At 68.9% G+C, this 20,044-nt stretch carries 18 protein-coding genes; 10 read left to right on the top strand and 8 right to left on the bottom strand.

The genetic code is table 11. From position 1 onward, the window contains the following. Positions 1-80: 80 nt before the first annotated feature. The 4 genes from IPV09_RS07280 to IPV09_RS07265 all read right to left on the bottom strand — a co-directional run bounded on the left by IPV09_RS07280 (position 81) and on the right by IPV09_RS07265 (position 4,583). A complete protein-coding gene (locus IPV09_RS07280) occupies positions 81-749 on the bottom strand; it encodes a helix-turn-helix transcriptional regulator (RefSeq protein ID WP_207474580.1) in 669 nt (222 codons plus the stop codon). 740 nt (positions 750-1,489) lie between these two features. Beyond that, entirely contained in the window at positions 1,490-2,329 is an 840-nt protein-coding gene (locus tag IPV09_RS07275; protein WP_242681353.1) for a carbohydrate ABC transporter permease, read from the bottom strand. After that, on the bottom strand, positions 2,326-3,297 hold the full coding sequence (locus IPV09_RS07270) for a carbohydrate ABC transporter permease (RefSeq protein ID WP_207474579.1): 972 nt from the start codon (positions 3,295-3,297) through the stop codon (positions 2,326-2,328). The genes IPV09_RS07275 and IPV09_RS07270 overlap by 4 nt, the downstream gene beginning before the upstream one ends. Then, positions 3,297-4,583 carry an ABC transporter substrate-binding protein gene (locus IPV09_RS07265; RefSeq protein WP_207474578.1) on the bottom strand — a complete coding sequence of 429 codons (1,287 nt, stop codon included), beginning with the start codon at positions 4,581-4,583 and terminating at the stop codon, positions 3,297-3,299. The genes IPV09_RS07270 and IPV09_RS07265 overlap by 1 nt, the downstream gene beginning before the upstream one ends. 195 nt (positions 4,584-4,778) lie before the next feature. On the opposite strand from IPV09_RS07265, the gene hemW reads away from it, so the two are divergent. The 5 genes from hemW (at position 4,779) to IPV09_RS07240 (ending at position 10,438) form a co-directional block, all read left to right on the top strand. After that, positions 4,779-5,999 carry a radical SAM family heme chaperone HemW gene (gene hemW, locus IPV09_RS07260; protein WP_207474577.1) on the top strand — a complete coding sequence of 407 codons (1,221 nt, stop codon included), beginning with the start codon at positions 4,779-4,781 and terminating at the stop codon, positions 5,997-5,999. A gap of 211 nt (positions 6,000-6,210) precedes the next feature. Next, a complete protein-coding gene (locus IPV09_RS07255) occupies positions 6,211-7,665 on the top strand; it encodes an NAD-dependent succinate-semialdehyde dehydrogenase (protein WP_207474576.1) in 1,455 nt (484 codons plus the stop codon). An 11-nt stretch (positions 7,666-7,676) separates the two neighbouring features. Beyond that, entirely contained in the window at positions 7,677-8,525 is an 849-nt protein-coding gene (locus tag IPV09_RS07250; RefSeq protein WP_207474575.1) for a DUF3097 domain-containing protein, read from the top strand. Positions 8,526-8,538: 13 nt separating this feature from the next. Further along, positions 8,539-9,570, top strand: coding sequence for a hypothetical protein (locus IPV09_RS07245; RefSeq protein ID WP_207474574.1), 1,032 nt, complete (start codon positions 8,539-8,541; stop codon positions 9,568-9,570). An 82-nt stretch (positions 9,571-9,652) separates the two neighbouring features. Continuing rightward, complete coding sequence (locus IPV09_RS07240) at positions 9,653-10,438, top strand: inositol monophosphatase family protein (RefSeq protein ID WP_207474573.1); 786 nt, start codon at positions 9,653-9,655, stop codon at positions 10,436-10,438. A gap of 104 nt (positions 10,439-10,542) precedes the next feature. On the opposite strand, the gene IPV09_RS07235 is transcribed toward IPV09_RS07240, so the two are convergent. Then, positions 10,543-11,472, bottom strand: a complete 930-nt coding sequence (locus IPV09_RS07235; protein WP_207474572.1) for an MBL fold metallo-hydrolase — start codon at positions 11,470-11,472, stop codon at positions 10,543-10,545. Positions 11,473-11,583: 111 nt separating this feature from the next. On the opposite strand from IPV09_RS07235, the gene hrcA reads away from it, so the two are divergent. Genes hrcA through tgt form a run of 4 tightly spaced genes read left to right on the top strand, consistent with a single transcriptional unit; the run spans position 11,584 to position 15,845 of the window. Next, positions 11,584-12,597: a heat-inducible transcriptional repressor HrcA gene (gene hrcA / locus IPV09_RS07230; RefSeq protein ID WP_207474571.1), complete on the top strand. Its 1,014-nt coding sequence runs from the start codon at positions 11,584-11,586 to the stop codon at positions 12,595-12,597. 10 nt (positions 12,598-12,607) lie between these two features. Next, a complete protein-coding gene (gene dnaJ, locus IPV09_RS07225; RefSeq protein ID WP_207474570.1) occupies positions 12,608-13,792 on the top strand; it encodes a molecular chaperone DnaJ in 1,185 nt (394 codons plus the stop codon). Next, the gene (locus IPV09_RS07220; protein ID WP_207474569.1) at positions 13,789-14,604 is read left to right on the top strand and encodes a 16S rRNA (uracil(1498)-N(3))-methyltransferase; all 816 of its coding nucleotides are present in this window, start codon (positions 13,789-13,791) and stop codon (positions 14,602-14,604) included. Before dnaJ ends, IPV09_RS07220 begins: the two co-directional genes overlap by 4 nt. Further along, positions 14,601-15,845: a tRNA guanosine(34) transglycosylase Tgt gene (tgt, locus tag IPV09_RS07215; protein WP_207474568.1), complete on the top strand. Its 1,245-nt coding sequence runs from the start codon at positions 14,601-14,603 to the stop codon at positions 15,843-15,845. Before IPV09_RS07220 ends, tgt begins: the two co-directional genes overlap by 4 nt. On the opposite strand, the gene IPV09_RS07210 is transcribed toward tgt, so the two are convergent. Both IPV09_RS07210 and IPV09_RS07205 read right to left on the bottom strand, forming a co-directional pair. Then, positions 15,815-16,906: a DNA glycosylase AlkZ-like family protein gene (locus IPV09_RS07210; protein WP_207474567.1), complete on the bottom strand. Its 1,092-nt coding sequence runs from the start codon at positions 16,904-16,906 to the stop codon at positions 15,815-15,817. The genes tgt and IPV09_RS07210 overlap by 31 nt on opposite strands. 494 nt (positions 16,907-17,400) lie before the next feature. Beyond that, on the bottom strand, positions 17,401-18,105 hold the full coding sequence (locus IPV09_RS07205) for a queuosine precursor transporter (RefSeq protein WP_370590252.1): 705 nt from the start codon (positions 18,103-18,105) through the stop codon (positions 17,401-17,403). 89 nt (positions 18,106-18,194) lie between these two features. On the opposite strand from IPV09_RS07205, the gene IPV09_RS07200 reads away from it, so the two are divergent. Beyond that, a complete protein-coding gene (locus tag IPV09_RS07200; RefSeq protein ID WP_207474566.1) occupies positions 18,195-18,716 on the top strand; it encodes a DUF5709 domain-containing protein in 522 nt (173 codons plus the stop codon). On the opposite strand, the gene IPV09_RS07195 is transcribed toward IPV09_RS07200, so the two are convergent. Continuing rightward, positions 18,713-20,026 carry an MFS transporter gene (locus tag IPV09_RS07195; RefSeq protein ID WP_370590251.1) on the bottom strand — a complete coding sequence of 438 codons (1,314 nt, stop codon included), beginning with the start codon at positions 20,024-20,026 and terminating at the stop codon, positions 18,713-18,715. The genes IPV09_RS07200 and IPV09_RS07195 overlap by 4 nt on opposite strands. Positions 20,027-20,044: the final 18 nt, after the last annotated feature.

The following is a 20,044-nucleotide window of genomic DNA, read 5'->3' as shown; positions in this document are numbered from 1 at the left end:
ACTCCTGGCGCACGGAGTTCTGATCCCACACCCGGTGCCTGGAGGGAAGATCCCTTGCCTGCGCCTGGAGTTCGTGCGGTTCAGTAGCTGACTGCGGGTTCGCAGTGGCAGGGGCAGCCCAGGGAGCAGCCCGGCCCCTCGTGGCAGTCGACGTCACAGAAGCAGGGTTCTGGTGCGGGCACCCTGGGCCAGGTGGCCCGCTCGGCCTGCCGCTGCTGCCGTCGGGTCTGGTGGATTGTGGCGACAATTGCCGACCAGTCGGCATGGTCCTGCGGAGTGGGGATGTCGTGGCACTGGCGACGTGACCCATCGTGGTTGGTGTGGAAGGGCACGCACCCCGACACCCGCGTGACCGCCGTGTGTGCAACGTCATCGCGATGCAGGTCGCGCCGCCAGCGTCGTGGGGTGTGAATGGTGTGCGGGACGGACCGCCACCCACCCGGAACCTCGGGGTCGGCCTGCCACACGGTGTCCTCCTGCAACACGACGTCGAGGTGGGGCGGGATGCGCCGTCCGCGCCTGTCCCGCAGCGTCTCTCTCGGTGCCGGGGTGACGGGCTCGCCGCGATGGTCGATCAGACCCATTCGGTATCCGGCGAGGTCCGCGATGGCCGCGAGGGTGTCGGCGTTGGGCATCCGTTCGCCCGTCTCCCACCGGGCAACAGTGCTGGGGGAGACACCGAGCAGGGCGGCCAGTTCACGCTGGGACAGGTCAGCGGTGCGGCGGCAGCGCAAGATGATGCCGACCACGTCAAAGCCCGGCGGGGCCGATGATGGGTCTGACCTGAGCGTCCCGGTCGCGCTGCGCGGCTGCGTGGCCTCCTCCACCAGCAGCCAGTCACCACTGCAACTGCCGCGGCCGCTGCTGGCGAGTGTCGCGCTGCCATTGGTGCTTGCGGTCTCGTTGCCGCTGCTGTCAGCAGCGCCGTCGTCACTGCCGCTGCTGTCAGCAGCGCCGTCGTCACTGCGGCCGCTGCGGCTTGCCGTGCTGTCAAAGTCCCCGCGACTGCTGCCCCCTCTGACGTAATCGTCAGCGCTTCGTCCCGGTCCGTGCCCCCACAACCCCCGCCACATGAGTCCCCCCCGGAGAGTGTTCTTCGTGTGGATCGTCGTCGACCCGTGATGGGAGCCTCGCACTCGCCTCCGACAATTCTGGTCACGCTGCACCAGCTCTCACACACCCGCGAGGCGACCCCCGGCTTCCGCATGCTTGGGCGTGACCCATTCGGTTCCTCTGTACTGCTGCCCTGAGGTCAGCAGTGCAGAGCGTGCGAAACGGGCAACCTTGCCGGCTCGCTCGCAGCCCTGGGCACCGGCAGGGGCAGTGCGATGGGACGGGCAGTGAGATGGGACACGGCACTGGGGGTCACAGCAGCACTGGGGGTCACAGCAGAGGGACGGGCCCATGCAGCGAGACCGGGCACTGCCGTGGAACACCAACGCGGACGTCTGGGATCGCCCGGCGTGCCAGGGTCGCCCGGCGCTGGGTCTCACCTGATCCCCGAGGTCTCCACACCTTCGACCAGGTAGCGCTGCAACACCAGGAAGACGATGACCACCGGGACGATCGCCACCAGTCCGCCAGCGAACAGTTCCGGGTAGCGCACTCCTTGGCTGGTCATGAACTGGCTCAGCGCCAACTGCACCGTGGTGGTGTCGCCACGGGTCACCAGCAGGGGCCACAGGAACGCATTCCAGGCACCAATGAAGGTGATGGCGCTGACGGCCCCGATGATTCCGGTGCAATTCGGCACCACCACCCGCCAGAACGTCGAGAAGGGGGTCGCGCCGTCGATCAGGGCCGCGTCCTCGAGTTCGGTCGGGAAGTTGCGGAACGCCGAGTGGAACATGAACGTGGCGAACGCCGAGAACATCACCGGAATGATCAGGCCGCGGTAGGTGTCGATCCACCCGAACTGTGCGGTCATCACGAACATCGGCAGAAACACCACCGCCATCGGCACCATCAGGGTGAGCACCGTCAACGCCATGAACACCCTGCCGAGCCAGTTGTTCAACCGGGCCAGGGCGTAGCCGGCCAGCAGTGAGACCACCACCGTCGCCACCGTCTGCACCACCGAGACCACCGCCGAGTTGACCATGGCATTGGCCAGGTTGAGGTTCTTGTCGGCGAACATGCTGGTGATGACGCTGAAGTCCCATTGCTGGGGAATCCATTGCCAGCGGGCAGCGATGATCGTCGAATTGGTGCTGAACGCGTTGCGGACGATCACGTAGAACGGCAACAGGAAGAACAGCGCCAGCCCCACCAGCACGACGTAGCGAATGACATTGACCACCCTGGAGCGACGACCACCGACCATGCTCATGACTGCTTGGCCTCCTTGCGGTCAGCGCGTCCCAACAGCCAGTTCTGGGCGAGTCCGAACAGGACGATGATGGTGGTGATGATGACCGTCGCGGCGCCACCGAGGCCGAGGTCCTGCTGACCCCCGCCCAGGCTGATCAAGTACATGTGCACCAGTGGTGGACGAGCGTAGGGCGGGTAGCTGCCGATGCTGCCGAACAGGTTGTAGAACTCATCAAACGCCTGGAAGGCGCCGATCAGCAGCAACATCAGCACCGCGATGGTGGTCGGACGAAGCTGCGGCAGGGTGATGTGGCGCAGCCGCCGCCACCCGGTGGCACCGTCGATCGCGGCCGCCTCATAGGTGTCCTGCGGAATGCGGTTCAGGCCCGCAATCAGCAGGATCATGTAGAAACCCACCTGAAGCCACAGCCGCAACGAGATCACCACCGGCCAGTACCAGTAGTTCGTGCCGCCCAGCCACAAGATGTTCTCACCGCCGAGTTGCCGCCAGATCGAGTTGGCCAGGCCGAAACGTGCCCCGTTGAAGAAGCTGAGCCGCCACACCATGGCAGCAATGACGTAGGACACCGCGGTGGGGATGAAGAAGACCGACCGAAAGAATGCCTGGCCCCATCGGGCACCCTGCAGCAGCAGCGCCAGACCCAGCGAGCAGACATAGGTGAGCGGCACGATGAAGATCGCGAACACCACGAAGACCAGCAGCGACCCGACGAACAGGTCACTGTTGAACAGGTAGGCGTAGTTGTCCCAGCCGACGAACGTGGTCGGGTTGATGGTGTTGCGGGCGTCGAAGAACGACAGGTAGATGCTCCACACGATCGGGATGTAGACGAAGACGACCAATCCGACCAGGAACGGTGTGAAGAAGGCGAGGTACCAGAGGTTGCGGCCCTGGAAACCGCGGAAGGCCCGCCACCGCGACAACTGTCGGGTGGCGGGCTTCGTGGCGGTGGGCGCCGCGGGCATCAGCCCTTGACGCGCTTGAGCTCGGTGGCCGCCAACTGTCCGACCGAGGCGAACTCGGCGGCGGGGTCGGCATTCTTCTTGATGACGTTGGTGACGGCGGCACCGTAGGCGTCGCCCAGCGGACCGGTCCACATGATGTCGTTGGTGAACCCGTTCTCGGCGACGAACTTTGCGGCGTCGGCGCCGGGGCCCTCGGCGAGCTTGGAGGCCTTGGGCACCAGTGCGGTCTTCGCCGGGATGTGGGTGCCGAAGGCGTCAGCGAACTCGACCTGCTTGTCCTCCTGGTCGATCCACAGCCACTTGACGAAGGCCTTGGCGGCGTCGACGTTCTCGCCCTTGGCGGCGACGCAAGAACCGAACGCACCGAACGGGACGGCCACGCGTCCGCTGCTGCCGATGGCCGGGAACGGCACCACACCGAAGTCGTCCCCGTGGGCCTTGGTGATGTCGGGCATCGACCACAGACCACCCCACTGCATGGCCGTCTCGCCATTGACGAAGGCGGCCCCGTCGTACCACTCCTTGGAGGCGGCCTGCAGCAGCCCCTTGGTCTTGGAGAAGTCCCGGTAGGCCTTGAGGGCGTCGTAGAACGCCGGGTCGGTGAAGGTGGCCTTGGTGCGTGCCTCGTCAAACTGGTCCAGACCGGAGGCCCAGATCAGCATGGTGCCCAGCACCCCGACACCGCCGTCGTTGCCGGCGAAGAAGCCGCCCATGTCGTTGGTCGCGACCTTGTTGGCGGCATCCACGAGTTCGGCGAACGTCTTCGGCGGCTGCACCCCGGCTGCCTCCAGGACCGACTTGCGGTAGTACAGCAACTGCATGTCGATCACCTGGGGGACCGCGTAGTACTTGTCCTCGAAGATGAAACGCTTCATCACGGCCGGGGCGAACTGGTCTGCCACCGGGCCCATGATGTCGGTGAGGTCGGCCACCTGGCCCTGCTTGATCATGTCCAGGCTGGCGCCCTGCTCGGACTCGAAGACATCGGGGAAGTCGTTGGTCAGCAGCGCCGCCCCCAACTTCTTGGTGTACTCACCGGGGTTCCAGCCGACGGTGACCTTGGCCTGGGTGTAGTCGGCCGCGTACTTCTCGACGGCCTCCTTCACCCCGGCCTCGCCGTACTCGTGGTACCACTGCGACAGTTCGATGGTGGCGCCGCCACCGTTGGTGCTGGCCGGTGCCGACGACGAGCCGAGGCCTCCGTCATTGGAGCCACAGGCAGCGAGTGTTGCCGCGGCGGCGAGTCCGCCGGCCGCAGCAAAGAGGTGACGACGATTCAAGTTCATGCTGCGATCTTAGGAACCGGGCCCTGCAAAATTGATCCGTCCACGGCGTTGAGACCCAAACGAGTCCAAACTTCGCTGTCGGCGGAACCGTGCCGGGTGTCATGGGCCAGGTTCGGCAACACGACCGCCGCCCCGCGGCGAACCCCGACCGTCGAGCAGGAGCCGGGCCGCGTCAGCCACGTAGGATGACCACCCATGGGATCACAACAGCCAGACGGTGACGACGTACCCGCCGGCGGACCGATCCCGGCGGGGCATCCGACGGACCCCGCGACCACGCTCAGCGCCTACCTGCACGTGCCCTTCTGCACCACCCGCTGCGGCTACTGCGACTTCAACACCTACACCGCCTCCGAACTGGGCGAGGACCCGGGTCTGGGCATGGGCAGCTGGTTGAAGGGCATGCATGCCGAGATCGACGCCGCCGCCATCGCCCTGGGCACGAGTCGGCCGCTGACGACCGTCTTCGTGGGTGGCGGCACCCCGTCCCTGGTGCCCGCCGCCGACATGGCCGGGCTGCTGGCCCACCTGGGTGACAAGTTCGGATTGGCCGACGGGGTCGAGGTGACCACCGAGGCCAACCCCGAGTCGGTCACCGAGGAGTGGCTGGACGGGCTGTTGTCGGCGGGTTTCACCCGGCTCAGTCTGGGCATGCAGTCGGCGCGCCCCCACGTGTTGGCTCTTCTCGACCGCCGGCACACCCCCGGGCGGGCCCTCGAGGTGGTCGCCATGGCCCGGCGGGCCGGGTTCAGCGACATCAGCCTGGACCTGATCATGGGCACCCCGGGGGAGTCCCTCGACGACTTCCGCGCCAGCCTGGAGGCGGTCCTCAGCGCCGAGGTCGACCACGTCAGCGCCTACTCCCTGATCGTGGAGGTGGGTACCCGGTTCGCGGCTCGAGTGCGGCGCGGCGAGATCCCGATGCCCAGCGAGGACGACCATGCCGACAAGTACCTGCTGGCCGAACAGGTGCTGGGCGGTGCCGGCTACCAGAACTACGAGGTGAGCAACTGGGCGCGCCCCGCCGATGGTCGCCAGCACCGCAGCCAGCACAACCTGGCCTACTGGCGTTCACAGGACTGGTGGGGGTTCGGCCCGGGCGCCCACTCCCACGTCAACGGCGTGCGGTGGTGGAACCACAAGCATCCGGCCAAGTACACCCGGGCCCTGGCCGAGGGTGCTCCCGCCGCCGTCGGCCGGGAGAGCTTGACGTCCGAGCAGCGTCACGAGGAGCGGGTGCTGCTGGAACTGCGGATCGCCGACGGGCTGCCGATGGACGTCCTGACGGCAGAGGAATGCGCCCGGCTGGACCGGTGGGTCGCGTCCGGCCATGCGGTGGTCACCGAGCAGAGGGTGCGGCTGACCCTGTCCGGTCGGTTGCTGGCCGACGGCATCATCCTCGACCTGTTGGTGTGATCGAGCTGCTCTGAGCGCCCTGTTGCTCTGTTCGGCGTCGACACACAAGCACCCCAGAGCACGCGGGGTGCATATCTGCAGGGCTCGTGCTCCGGGGAGCTTGGTTGTTCACCGCACCTGAGGCTGACTGCCACGCGTGTCGGTTCGGGGCTGCCCAACGTCTCACCGACACGTCGCCGACAGAACAGCCCCACGCGCGTAGGGTCGGGGCATGAGTGTTGACGTAGCCAAGGTCCTTGCCGCTGTCCCTGTCGGCCAGTTCATCGGCGGTGAGTTCGTCCAGACCCAGGACACCTTCGAGGTGACCAACCCGGCCACGGGCCAGACGCTGGCCACCGTCAGCGACGGCAGTCCCGACCATGCCCGCGCCGCCATGGACGCCGCCTGCGCCGCCGCCGAGGCGTGGGCTGCCACCGATCCCCGCGAACGGGCCGAGATCCTGCGGCGCGCCTTCGACCTGGTCACCGAACGCGCCGACACCTTTGCGGCGCTGATGACCCTGGAGATGGGCAAGCCGTTGGCCGAGGGACGCGGTGAGGTCGCCTACGGTGCCGAGTTCCTGCGCTGGTTCGCCGAGGAGGCCTGCCGGATCGAGGGTCGCTGGTCGGTGGCCCCCAGCGGCGGCAACCGGATCATGACCATCAAACAACCCGTCGGCCCCGTCTACGCGATCACGCCGTGGAACTTCCCGCTGGCCATGGGCACCCGCAAGATTGCCCCCGCCCTGGCGGCAGGGTGCACCGTGGTGATCAAGCCGGCCTCGTCCACGCCGCTGACGATGCTGTACCTGATGCAGGCGCTCCAGGACGCGGGCGTGCCCGACGGGGTGGTCAACTGCGTCGTCAGTTCCACGTCCAGCGACGTCTCCGAGCCGATCATGGCTGACCCACGGCTGCGCAAGCTCACCTTCACCGGCTCCACCGAGGTCGGCCGCAAGCTGCTGGCCCAGGCCTCCGACAGCGTGCTGCGCACGTCCATGGAACTCGGCGGCAACGCGCCCTTCCTGGTGCTCGAGGACGCGGACGTGGAGGCAGCGGTGAAGGGGGCGATGGTCGCCAAGTTCCGCAACAACGGCGAGGCGTGCACCGCCGCCAACCGGTTCTACGTGCACCGCGACGTCGTCGAGCAGTTCCAGGTGGCACTGGTCGAGGCGACCGAGAAGCTGGTCGTCGGCCCGGGCATCGAGGACGCGACGACGCTGGGCCCGCTGGTGGACCAGGACACGCTGGACAAGGTCGCCGAACTCACCCAGGACGCCGTCAGCAGGGGCGCCCGGGTGCTCACCGGCGGCGACCGCGTCGATCGTCCGGGGTTCTTCTTCGCCCCCACGGTGCTGGGCGACGTGCCGCGCGATGCCCGCCTGCTCAAGGAGGAGATCTTCGGGCCGGTCGCCCCGATCGTGGTGGTCGACTCCGACGAGGAGGCCATCGACCTGGCCAACGACACCGAGTTCGGGTTGATGGCCTACGTCTACAGCCGCGACCTCGGACGGGCGATGCACGCCGTCGAGCGCCTCGAGTCGGGCATGGTCGGACTGAACACCGGTCTGGTCTCGAACCCGGCCGCGCCCTTCGGTGGGGTGAAGCAGTCCGGGCTGGGGCGTGAGGGCAGCCACGAAGGCCTGGAGGAGTACCTCGAAACCAAGTACGTCGGCATCAGCCTGTAACCTCAACTCACGTGAATCGATACTCCGGCGACGTGCTCAAACAAGGCTGGCGCAAGGAAGGCCGCCCCACCTCCACCGACGTCCCCCTCGAGAAGGGGCTGGTCGTCGAGGAACCCACCAGCGGCTTTGTCGGCGCGGTCATTGGCTGGGAGAACGGCATCGTCATCCTGGAGGACCGCAAGGGCGCCAAGCGGTCCTTTCCCGTCGGACCCGGCTTCTGGGTCGAGGGCAAGCCGGTCAACCTGCGCATCCCGCTGCGCAAGGGCGCCAGCTTGCCGACCTACACCGCGTCGGGGTCACGCGCCGACGTCACCCCCACCAAGCCCCGGGTGGCGCTGCCCAGCCGCATCTACGTCGAGGGACGCCACGACGCCGAACTCGTCGAAAAGGTCTGGGGCGATGACCTGCGCCACGTCGGCGTGGTGGTCGAGTTCATCGGCGGCATCGACGAACTGCCCTCGATCGTCGCCGACTTCGCCCCGGCACCCGGACGCCGGCTGGGGGTGCTGGTCGACCACCTGGTGCCCGGGTCCAAGGAGTCACGGATCGCTGCCCAGGTCGCCAAGGCCGGCTACAAGGACCTGGTGATGGTGACCGGCCACGACTACATCGACATCTGGCACGCCGTGAAACCCGAGCGCGTCGGACTCAAGGCCTGGCCCAGCATTCCCAAGGACGTCGACTTCAAGAAGGGGACGCTGGCCGCGCTCAAGCAGCCGCACGAGACCCAGGCTGATGTCGCCCATTTCTGGCGGGCGCTGCTGGCCACGGTGCGCAACTACCGTGACCTGGACGCCCGGTTGGTCACCGAGGTCGAGAAGCTCATTGACTTCGTCACCGCCGACCACCTGCAGGACTGAACGGAGCGCGGGCATGGCCGAGAACCCGACGATGCCGCCGCTGCACGTGATCACCGACGAGTTGTACTCCCGTGACCCCGGCGAGTTCGTCGCCCGCCGCGACGCCTGGGCCAAGCAGGCCCGCACGCTCAAGCAACGCGAGCTGGCCGCCCAGATCAAGGCGCTGCGCCGCCCCACCGTGGGGGCCAGCTACCTCAACCGCGCCGTCCGCGCCCCGCTGCCGGCGCTGCTGGAGTTCCTCGACCTCGGTGAGCCCATGCGCGAGGCGCAGGCGGCCCTGAGCATCGCCGAACTCGGCCAGTTCGGGGCCCGGCGTCGGCAGCTGGAGGACCAGGTCATCACCGACCTAGTGGCGTTGCTGCGCGACGCCGACGTGCACCCCAGCCCGACCAGCCTGGACGAGGTGCGCCACACCCTGACCGCCGCTCTGGCCGACCCCGCCGCCGAACAGGCCGTCCGGTCCGGGTGCCTGGCCCGCACGCTCAGCTACGCAGGGTTCGGCCCGGTGGACCTCGACCAGGCGCTGGCCGCCGACCCCGGGACCAGCGCACCCCGCGACCGCTCGCACCTGTCAGTCGTCCCCGACCCGGCACCCGACGTCCAGACCCCCGAGTCCACGGACACCGAGACCCCCGACACCGAAGCCGCCAACACCGACGCCTCCGAGACCGCCGAGCGACGCCGACGTGAGCGCGCCGCACGGGCACTGGCGGAGGCGCAGCAGGCCCACCGGAGCGCCGAACGCGCCCATGACCGGCTCACCCGCAGCCTCGAGCGGGCCGCCACGGCACGCACCCGCGCCCAGAAGGCCCGCGAGGAGGCGGCCTCCCGACGCGCCGAGGCGCAGGCCGAGCTGGAGGCTGCCCGGGCGGCCCTGGCCAGCGCCCAGGAACGACTGGAGCGCGCCGACGCGGCGCTCGACGACGCCGAGACGACGCTGGCCTCGCTCGAGGCCGACCGCGACGAGTCGGCCCACCACCTGCAGCAGGCCGCCGACCTGCTGGCCGAGGCCGCCCGCAGCCACGATCTGGACCCGGGTTCGTGACCCGATGACCACAACTGGTTGACTCGTCTGGCCGGACCAGGCCGCGAACACGACGGACAAACAACCCACATGGGGGAGTGCAATGGATACCGAAGCAGTACTGGACATGATGAAGCAGGTCGCCGCCGAGGTGATCAACCCGCGTTTCCGTGCCCTGGCCGACCACGAGATCATCGAGAAGGCCGGCCCCGGCGATCTGGTCACCATCGCCGACCGCCAGGCCGAGGAGGCGATCGCCGCCCAGCTGAGCGCCGCCTACCCGGGGTGCGTCGTCATCGGCGAGGAGGCCAGCTTCGCCAACCCGCTGCTGCTCGACCACGTCGGCACCGCTGAGCACGCGTTCCTGGTCGACCCCATTGACGGCACCAAGAACTTCACCGAGGGCAAGGTGGAGCACGCGGTGATGATCGCCGAGTTGAAGCACGGGGTCACCACCCGCTCGTGGATCCTGCAGCCGGCCATGGGCCATGCCTACGTCGCCGAACTCGGCTCCGGCGCCTACCGCGACGGCGAACGGATGGCCAAGCGCCGTGCCGTCCAGGGGGTTCCGCAGGGACGCACCAGCCGTCAGCGCCTGCTCAAGGCCGACACCGGCGGCCAGCTGGCGTTTTCCATGAGCAAGTGGTGCTGCGGCGTCGACTACCCCGACATTGCCACCGGGGACAACGACTTCCTGCTCTACGTCAACAACAACCCGTGGGACCACGCCCCCGGGGCGCTGCTGGTCGCCGAGGCGGGCGGTGGCGTGTTCAGCTGGACCGGCAGCCCCTACCAGGCCAGCAGCACCGAACGCGGCCTGCTCGCCGTCGGCCATCCCGACCTGGTGCCGACCATCAAGAGCCTGCTCGACCTGCGCGTCGACGTCTAGGCGCTGCCTGCGCAGACACCACCGTCACGACAGTGGCGAGTCCGCCACCGAACACGGCGTGCGAGATTCGCCACTGTCGGGTGCCCGGCGCAGGACGCGGTGGCTCAGGGACGAATCAGCGGCAGCTTCGTGCGCGGCACCTGCCCGTGCCCGGCGAGTTCGGCATAGACCAGCGGCAGGGCCGCCTTGATCGCGGCAGGGCCGAACGGCCATTCCCACTCCGAGGCCCCCGGATGCGGGCTGCCGTCGGCGAGCACGGGGGTGTCGATGGCGGCCAGCGCCTGCTCCAGGCGGACCCCACGATTGACCAGCGCCTCACCGGCGCCGTACAGCATGGAGATGTTGGCGCGGTGCGCGAAGACCTCGACGGTGCCCGCGACCCGGCCGTGGCCCGGCACGAAGATGGTGCTCTCGTCGGCCCCACCCAGGATGCCGTCCAGCGCCATCGGCCACTTCTCGATGGTCGACTCGTCGCTGATCTCGACGTCCCCGGCGGTCTCGACCAGGTCACCGGTGAACCAGACCTTGCGGGCCGGCACGTGGACCAGCACGTCGCCCTGGGTATGGGCCGGGCCGAAGTGCAGCATCTCGACCCGCAGCCCGCCCAGGTCGAGGGCCCGCACCAGCGAGAACAGGTGCGTGGGCCCGACCAGGCCGACGGCCGTGGCGGGATCCTGCTGGGCCGCGGCCAGGTCGGCCAGCAACTGCTCGTGCCCGTAGGACTCGGCGTCCGGAATGCCGGCCAGACCATGGAAGTGGTCCCAGTGTCCGTGGGTGAGCACCACCCGGTCGACGGGGCGACCGACCAGGTCCCGCGCCGACTCGGCGATGGCTCGTCCCTGCGCCGGGCTGGATCCGGTGTCGACCAGCAGCACGTGCTCACTGCCGACGACCAGGCCAATGTTCACCCCGGCCGGTTCGGCGACCATCACCCAGATGTCCTCGGTGACGGGCTGCCAGCTGCCCAGCGACCAGGCGTCGGTCGGGCGGGGGGAGCGGGGGGCGGCGGGGCTGGTGTCAAGTCGTGGTTCCACGCCCCCAGCCTGCCACGGATGAGGCACCCGACGATTCGGAGTAGACTGGCACTCGTTTGCCGTGAGTGCCAGCATGGGGCACCATCGGCGTGGCCGGAAGAGGAGGGTGGTGTGGTGGACGAACGCAAGATCGACGTACTGCGGGCCATCGTCACCGACTACGTGGCCAGCCGCGAACCCGTCGGCTCCAAGGCCCTGGTCGAGCGTCACAACATGAAGGTCTCGGCCGCCACGGTGCGCAACGACATGGCGGTGCTCGAGGACGAGGGCTACATCACCCAGCCCCACACCAGCGCCGGCCGCATCCCCACCGACAAGGGCTATCGCCTGTTCGTCGACCGTCTGGGCGCGGTCAAGCCGCTGTCGGTGGCCGAGAAGCGTGCCGTCACCACCTTCATGAGCGGTGCCGTCGACCTGGACGACATCGTCTCGCGCACCGTCCGACTGCTGGCCCAGCTGACTCGTCAGGTGGCGATCGTCCAGTACCCGAGCACCCAGGCCGCGGTCATCCGGCACGTCGAGCTGGTCTCGCTGACCGTCGACCGTGCCCTGGTCGTGCTGATCACCTCCAGCGGACGCGTGGAGCAGCGCGTCCTCGACCTGCCCACCCACACCGAGGACCAGCTGGCCTCATTGCGCCAACGGCTGAACGCCGCGGTGGCCGACCAGCTGCCCAGCACCGCCGCCGACCGGCTGCACACCGTCGTCGACGAGACCCACCCGGAGGAACGGGTGGCCACCAACACGGTGGTGGCGACACTGCTCGAGATGCTGGCCACCGATCCCAGCGCCCGCATCGTGGTGGCCGGGGTGCCGAACCTGACCCGTTTCGCCGAGAACTTCGAGACGGCCGTCCAGCCGGTGCTCGAGGCCCTCGAGGAACAGGTGGTGCTGCTGCGGCTCCTGGGCGAGACTCGCGGCGACGACGTCACCGTGCGGATCGGGCAGGAGAACCCCTACCAGGGTTTGCAGTCCACCTCATTAGTGACCTCGTCCTACGGTGACCCGGGCCACACCTGGGCCAGCCTCGGCGTGGTGGGACCCACCCGCATGGACTACCCCTCGACCATTGCTTCGGTGCGTGCTGTGGCGCGCTACCTGAGCCGATTCCTGGCGGAAGGATGACACAACTCCGATGAGCAGTGACTACTACGAGGTGCTGGGCGTCAGCCGCGACGCGACCGCCGAACAGATCAAGAAGGCCTATCGCAAGATGGCCATGAAGGTGCATCCCGACGTCGCCTCCGACCCGGATTCGGCCGAGAAGTTCAAAGAGGTCCAAGAGGCCTACGAGGTGCTGCACGACGAGCACAAGCGGGCCGTCTACGACCGCGGTGGCGACCCCCACGGACGCGGCGGCGGCTACCAGGACTTCGCCGGCTTCGGCGGCGGCTTCGGTGGCGGTGGCGCCGGCGGATTCGACTTCACCAACCTGGTCGACGCCATGTTCGGCGCCCAGGCCCAGCGCGGTCCCCGCTCCCGGACCCGCCGCGGCCAGGACGCGCTGGTGCGCCAGAGCCTGACCCTGGCCGAGGCCGCCTTCGGCGTGACCAAGCCGCTGACCATCGACACCGCCGTCCTGTGCCCCCGCTGCTCGGGGTCGGGCGCCGAAGAGGGCTCCGAGCCGGTGTCCTGCCCCACCTGCCATGGCCGCGGCGACGTCACCTCGGTGCAGCGCTCGTTCCTGGGCGACATCCGCACTTCGCAGCCCTGCCCCAACTGCCGCGGCTACGGCACCGTCATCCCGCAGCCCTGCGGGGAGTGCTCCGGTGAGGGTCGGGTGCGGCACAAGCGCCAGATCAGCGTCAAGATTCCCGCCGGCGTCAGCACCGGCAACCGCATCCACCTGGAGTCGCAGGGCGAGGTCGGCCCGGGCGGTGGCCCCGCCGGCGACCTGTACGTCGAACTGATCGTCGCCAACCACGAGGTCTTCACCCGCGACGGCGACAACCTCGAGATCGCGCTGCGGATCCCGATGACGGCGGCCGCGCTGGGCACCAAGATCGCGGTGACCACCCTGGAGGCCGAACGCGACGACTCCGACCTGGCCGACCGCGAGGTGCTCGTCGAGGTGCCCTCCGGCACCCAGTCGGGCACCCGCGTCTCGATCCCCAACCGTGGTGTGCCGCGGCTGCGCGGCGGTGGACGCGGCGAGCTGGGCATCACCTTCGTCGTCCAGACCCCGACCCGGCTCGACGACGCCCAGCGCGACCTGCTGCGACAGTTGGCAGAGGTGCGCGATGAGACCAGTGTCGCCTCCGAACCGGACAAGGGCCACAAGGGCGTCTTCGGGCGCCTCAAGGAAGCCTTCGGCGGATGACCGCCGCGCTGTACCTGGCCGGGGCCGACCAGGTCGCCGCGGCGACCGTCGGTGACTCCTTCACCCTGGCCGGGGACGAGGGGCGCCACGCCGTGACCGTCAAGCGCACCCGGGTCGGTGAGACCATCCTGGTCGCCGACGGCCTGGGCCGGGTGCTGGACCTGCTGGTGGCCTCGGTCGACGGGAAGTCGCTGACCGGTCAGGTGCAGGCGGTCCACGACTACCACCAACCGCGCTGGACCTGGCGGGTGGTGCAGGGTCTGGCCAAGGGCGACCGCGGCGACCTGTCGGTGGAGATTCTGACCGAGGTCGGCGTCCACTTCCTCAGCGCCTGGCAGTCGCGTCGCAGCATCGTGAAGTGGGACGCCAAGGCCGACAAGGGGCTGGCCAAGTGGCAGGCAACCGCCCGGGAGGCTGCCAAGCAGTCCCGCCGTGCCTGGGTGCCGCAGGTCCATCCCGAGGTGATCACCCCCAAGAGCCTGGCCCGCCACCTCGAACAGGTCGGGGGACTGGTGCTGGTCGCCCACGAGGAGGCCACCACCCCGCTGGCCTCGGTGGCCCTGCCCGACGCCGGCCCGGTGACCCTGCTGGTCGGCCCCGAGGGGGGCATCAGCCCCGAAGAAATCGCCGAGCTGACCGCCGCCGGTGCCATCCCGGTGCTGATCAGCGACGGGGTGCTGCGCGCCTCCACCGCGGGCGCGGTGGCACTGGCCCAGCTGCAGCTGTTGGCCCACCAGCAGCACGGCGATGCTGCCGTGACGGTGGACGCACCGGTGGACGTGTCGGCGGACGCATCGGAGGCGGCGCGGTGAACGACCCCTGCTTTGGTTTCACCCCCGGTGCCGTCCTGGACAACGGACTGGGACGCACCGGGGTCATCCACACCCCGCACGGCCAGATCCAGACCCCGGCCTTCGTCGCCGTCGGCACCAAGGCCACCGTCAAGGCGGTCGTCCCCGAAGCCGTCAGCGACCTCGGCGCGCAGGCCGTGCTGGCCAACGCCTACCACCTGTACCTTCAGCCCGGCGCCGACATCGTCGAGGCCGGCGGCGGGCTGGGTCGGTTCATGAACTGGCCCGGGCCCACCTTCACCGACTCCGGCGGCTTCCAGGTGATGAGTCTGGGGGTTGGCTTCAAGAAGGTGCTGGCCATGGAGACCCAGCGGGTCACGGACGACCAGGTCATCGCCGAGGGCAAGGAGCGGATGGCCCACGTCGACGACGACGGGGTCACCTTCAAGAGCCACCTGGACGGCAGCCGGCACCGGTTCACCCCGGAGGTGTCGATGCAGGTGCAGCACCAGTTGGGGGCCGACATCATGTTCGCCTTCGACGAGTTGACCACCCTGATGAACACCCGCGCCTACCAGGAGGAGTCGCTGGAACGGACCCGGTTGTGGGCGATCCGGTGCCTGGCCGAGCACCGTCGGCTGACCGAGGCCCGCGCCGGGATGCCCTACCAGGCACTGTTCGGGGTGCTCCAGGGCGCCCAGTACGAGGACCTGCGCCGCACCGCCGCCCGCGACCTGGGCTCGATGGAGGTCAACGGGCAGCGTTTCGACGGGTTCGGCATCGGCGGGGCCCTGGAGAAGGAGAACCTGGGCACCATCATCAGGTGGGTCGCCGAGGAACTGCCCTTCGACAAGCCTCGACATCTGCTGGGCATCAGCGAACCGGACGACTTCTTCGCCGCCTGCGCGGCCGGCGCCGACACCTTTGACTGCGTCAACCCGTCGCGGGTGGCCCGCAACGCGGCCATCTACACCGCCGACGGGCGCTACAACGTGAACACCGCCGCCTCGCGTCGCGCCTTCGTCCCGCTGGAGGAGGACTGCGACTGCTACACCTGCACCCACTACACCCGGGCCTACCTGCACCACCTGTTCAAGGCCAAGGAGATGCTCTCGGCCACCCTGGCGACCATCCACAACGAACGGTTCACGGTGCGCCTGGTCGACACCATTCGTGCGGCGATGGCCTCGGGCGACTTCGAGGCCTACCGCGAGGAGTACTTGGGTCGCTTCTACGGCAACAGCACCTCGAGGTCCAGGTAGCGCCCCAGCGACGCCAGCTCCGCCTCCACCCCGTCACGCACCGCAGCCGGCCACGGCTCGTCGGCGTGGACGGCATGCACGTGCAGCTGCCCATGGCGACGGTCGGCCTCGGCGTCGACCTTGCCGACCAGGCGGTCGCCGTGCAGCACCGGCAGGGCGTAGTAGCCCCACCGTCTGGCCGCGGCCGGCTTGTACATCTCCAACGCATAGTCGAACGCGAACAGTTCCTCCATCCGCTTGCGGTCGAAGACGAGCCGGTCCAGCGGGGACAGCAGCGCGGTGCGGGGTGCGAAGTCGTCGTCCAGCAGCGCCGGGTCGACCTGCCAGTGGCCACGCAGGCCCTCGACCCGCACCCGCTCACCGACCTCACCGACAGCCAGCGGCTCGACCGGGGTCTCCCGGGTCCGGGCCCGGGCAATCCCCAGGCTGCGCAGCCGGCGTTCGGCGCGGATGCGCAGGGCCTGCTCCAAAGGCACGGGTGCCACGGCGGGGTAGATCCGCTCGGCCAGGTCCCAGATCCGCTCCTTGCCCTCCCGGTGGCTGACGGCCACCTCGCCGCGTTCCGACATCCGTTCCAGCAGCATCGGGATGTTCTTGTGGTGGTTCCATCCCGACGAGCGCCAGCCGACGGCGACCTCGACGTCGATGGCGCGGGCCGGCAGCGGACCCTCGGAGCGCAGTACCTGCAGCACCTGCTCGCGGGCGTGGTCGTTCTGTTCCACCCAGCGGGCCAGCCCCGCACGCCAGGCCGGCGGATCGGCACCCGGCCAGGCAGCCATCTCGGCGGTGAACAGGGCAATGTCCTCGCACCGGCGCAGGAACCCCTGCACCTCGACCAGGTCGCGTCCGTCGATGGCCTCGGCCAGGTCGTCCCTGCTGGTCCGGTCGCCCAACCGCGACCAGACCACCAGGTCGGCGCTGGGCGCCAGGTAGGCGGTGATGTCGACCTGGATGGCGCCCAGTCCCGCGGCTGCCTCCAGCAGAGCATCGGGACGCCGCGCGTCCAGCAGTTGGGCCCTGACCGCCACGCGGCGGGCGTCGGCCCGGGCCAGCTCACGCATCCTGGGCCCTCATGTCAGGGTCGGTGTCGTCCAGGGTGGGCAGGGGGTGTGCAGCGTCGGCGGGGTGAGCAGCACCTCTTCGGGTGGAGCGCCGGTCCGCGGGGTGATCGACAGGACGTCGTGGCATCCACGGCAGAATGTCCGGTCCGCGGGGCGATTCCACCCGACGTCGTGGCATCCACGGCAGAACGTCCGGTCCACGGGGCGATTCCACAGGATGTTGTGGCATCCAGGGCAGAACGTCCGGTCCGCGCGGCGATTCGGCGGGAACGAGGTGGCACCGGCACGAGAATCTGCACCCGTGGTCCCGGTCGACCTGGGTGGGACCGGCATCGAGAACCATTCCTCCATGGTGGCACCGGTTCAGAACAGTTGGCATCCGGATTGGTGTCCAGCGTGGAGGTACCCCAGGGAAGGGGACCGACATGACGACCATGACCGGCCGGGCCGAGGGTGCGCTGACCCATCGGTCGCCGGGTCGGGAACCGCCGCGCTCAGAGCTGGTGCAGCGCGGCCTGGTAGCTGGGCTCGTGGCGCTTCAGCCGTCCGATGATCGCCCGGGTGATCGGCACCAGGGCAAACTCGACCAGTGTCTTCCACAGGAACCCGAAGAACACGTAGCTGGCCCACTGGCTGAGCGTGGTGATGCCGATGGCGCCGGCCGCAATCGTGCAGAACAGGATCGTGTCAATGGCCTCGCCCACGCCTGTCGAGCCCATCAGCCGCAGCACCAGACCCTTTTCGTGGGTGCGGGCCTTCATCCGGCTCATCACCCATGCATTGGACAGCTGGCCCGCGACGAATCCCACCATGCTGGCCACCACGATCTGCCAGACCGGGCCCAGGGCGACCTCCAGGGCCTGCTGCTTGGCGATGCCGTAGTCGTCGGTGAAGCCGGGCAGGGCGATGACCACCCAGAAGCTCACCACCGCCAGGGCCGAGGCGGCGAAACCGACCAGGGTGGCGCGGCGGGCCGCCCGGAAGCCGTAGACCTCGCTGATGACATCCCCCAGGATGTAGGCCAGCGGGAACAGGAAGAACCCTCCGTCGGTGACCACCGGCCCCAGCTGCACGCCCTTGGACGCCCCAATGTTGGACAGGACGATCACCACGGCCATGCCGGCGACCAGCAGGTCGAAGTAGGCGGAGCCGCGCTGGGCGTACGCAGGAGCACTTCGGGGGGCGAGGATCGCAGTCACCCGCCAGAGTGTAGGTGCTGGTCGGGTGGGTTTCGCGACACCGCCGGGGTTTCCTCCCGCGAGTGCGCCGGTGGTGGCAGAATCAGGTCATGGAAGCCATCTACGAGACCCAGGCCGACGACGACCACGTCGTCGAGCAGCTGCAACCAACCGAGACGTTGATTGATCGTGGTGTGGATGACGCCCTTGACGAGGGCATCATCGCCCCCTTCGACTACTCGCCGGCCCAGGGCTACGGCAACACCCCTGCCGAGATGCGCCAGGGAGAAACCCTGGAGATGCGGATCAAGCAGGAGGAACCCGAACGTCGCCGCTCCGACCCCGACCAGGACGAGGACTGGAATCCGCTGAAGGAACGCCGCCAGGTCGGCGACCGACGCGCCGGACGCCTCGTCGCCCATGACGGCGGCTACGACGCGGTCGACACCGAGAAGGAGGCCGTGGGCGAGGACGTCGGTTTCGCCGGCGGCGCCGCCTCGGCCGAAGAGGCCGCCATGCACATCATCACCGACGACTACGTCGAGGACGACGAGGACGCCGACGAGGTGTTCGGAGCCGGCCTCGACCAGGCTGCCGCGACCGAGGCCAACGTATCCGAGCGGACTGCCTAACTGCCGCTCGGCGGCCGGTGGGTGACCGTGTAGCGCCAGAAGGCGGGGGTCAGCGCCGCGGCGACCAGCACCCCGACCACGACCAGGACGCCGCCAATCGTCGAGGTGGGTCCGGCACCAATGATGCCGGCCGGGGCGCCGTGGAGGATGTCGGCCAGTCGGGGACCGCCCACCACCACCACGAAGAACACGCCCTGGATGCGTCCGCGCACCTCGGCGCTGGCCGCCTGCAGCAACATCGTCTGCCGGAACGCGGCCGAGACCATGTCGGCCATCCCGCCGAGCACGAAGAACAGTGAGGCACCCAGGAACCACGGCCAGACCCGTCCGTCGGCCAGGCTCACCGAGACACCGAAGCCGACCATGGCCACCCCCCACACCCCGATCGCCACCACGATGGCTCGCCCCTGCCGGGTCACCCGGGACACCCAGCCGCTGAACACCCCGCCCAGAAAGGCCCCGGCCGGCATGGACGCGTACAGCACCGCCATTCGCCAGTCACCGGCCAGCGGCCCGCCGAAGTCGACATTGGCGATCTGCGGCACGAGGATGCGCGGCATCCCGAAGACCATGGCGATCAGGTCCAGCACGAAACTGGCCAGGATGATCTTGTTCAACCACGCGTAGCGCAGCCCCTCCAGGATGGAGCGCAGGCCGTGTTGTTTGCGGGGAGTGACCCCCTGCACCTGCACCCCCACGGCCACCGGCGGCATGCTGTGCAGCTTGACCACCGCGTACAGGGTGGCCAGCAGGAAGACCGCATCCAGCAGGTAGAGCAGGTCGAAGCCGAGCAGCGGAATCATCGAACCGCCGATCAGGGGCCCGGCGATGCCGCCGAAGGTGAGCACCGTGGTGTTCAGCGCATTGGCTGCTGGCAGTTCGCCCGGGGTGACCAGGTCGGGCAGGATCGCCGTGCGGGCCGGGGAGTTCAGCCCGAAGAACGCCTGCTGCACCGAGAACAACCCGAGGATCACCCAGACGTTGTTCAGGTCAAGCCACGACTGCAGGAAGAACAGGAAGCCCACCACGATCAGGCCCACCGTCGCCACGATCAGCACCGTGCGCCGGTCGAAGGCGTCGGCGATGGCGCCACCCCACAGGCCGAAGATGACCAGCGGCACCAGCCCGAAGATGCCGGTCAAGCCGACGTAGAACGAGTCCTGGGTGATCGTCCAGATCTGGGCGGGCACACTGACCACGGTCAGCTGGGCACCGATGGTCGTAATGATGTAGGCCAGCCACATCCGACGAAATTCCGGTCGCCTCAGGGGGCGGGTGTCGGCGAGAATGGAACGCAGGGGCAGGGCCACCCGGTGAGGCTACACGTG

The organism is Tessaracoccus sp. SD287 (assembly GCF_017355265.1).
GTDB lineage: Bacteria > Actinomycetota > Actinomycetes > Propionibacteriales > Propionibacteriaceae > Aestuariimicrobium.
Note: the sequence above shows the minus strand (reverse complement) of the source record. Positions and strands in the feature narration are given on the sequence as shown.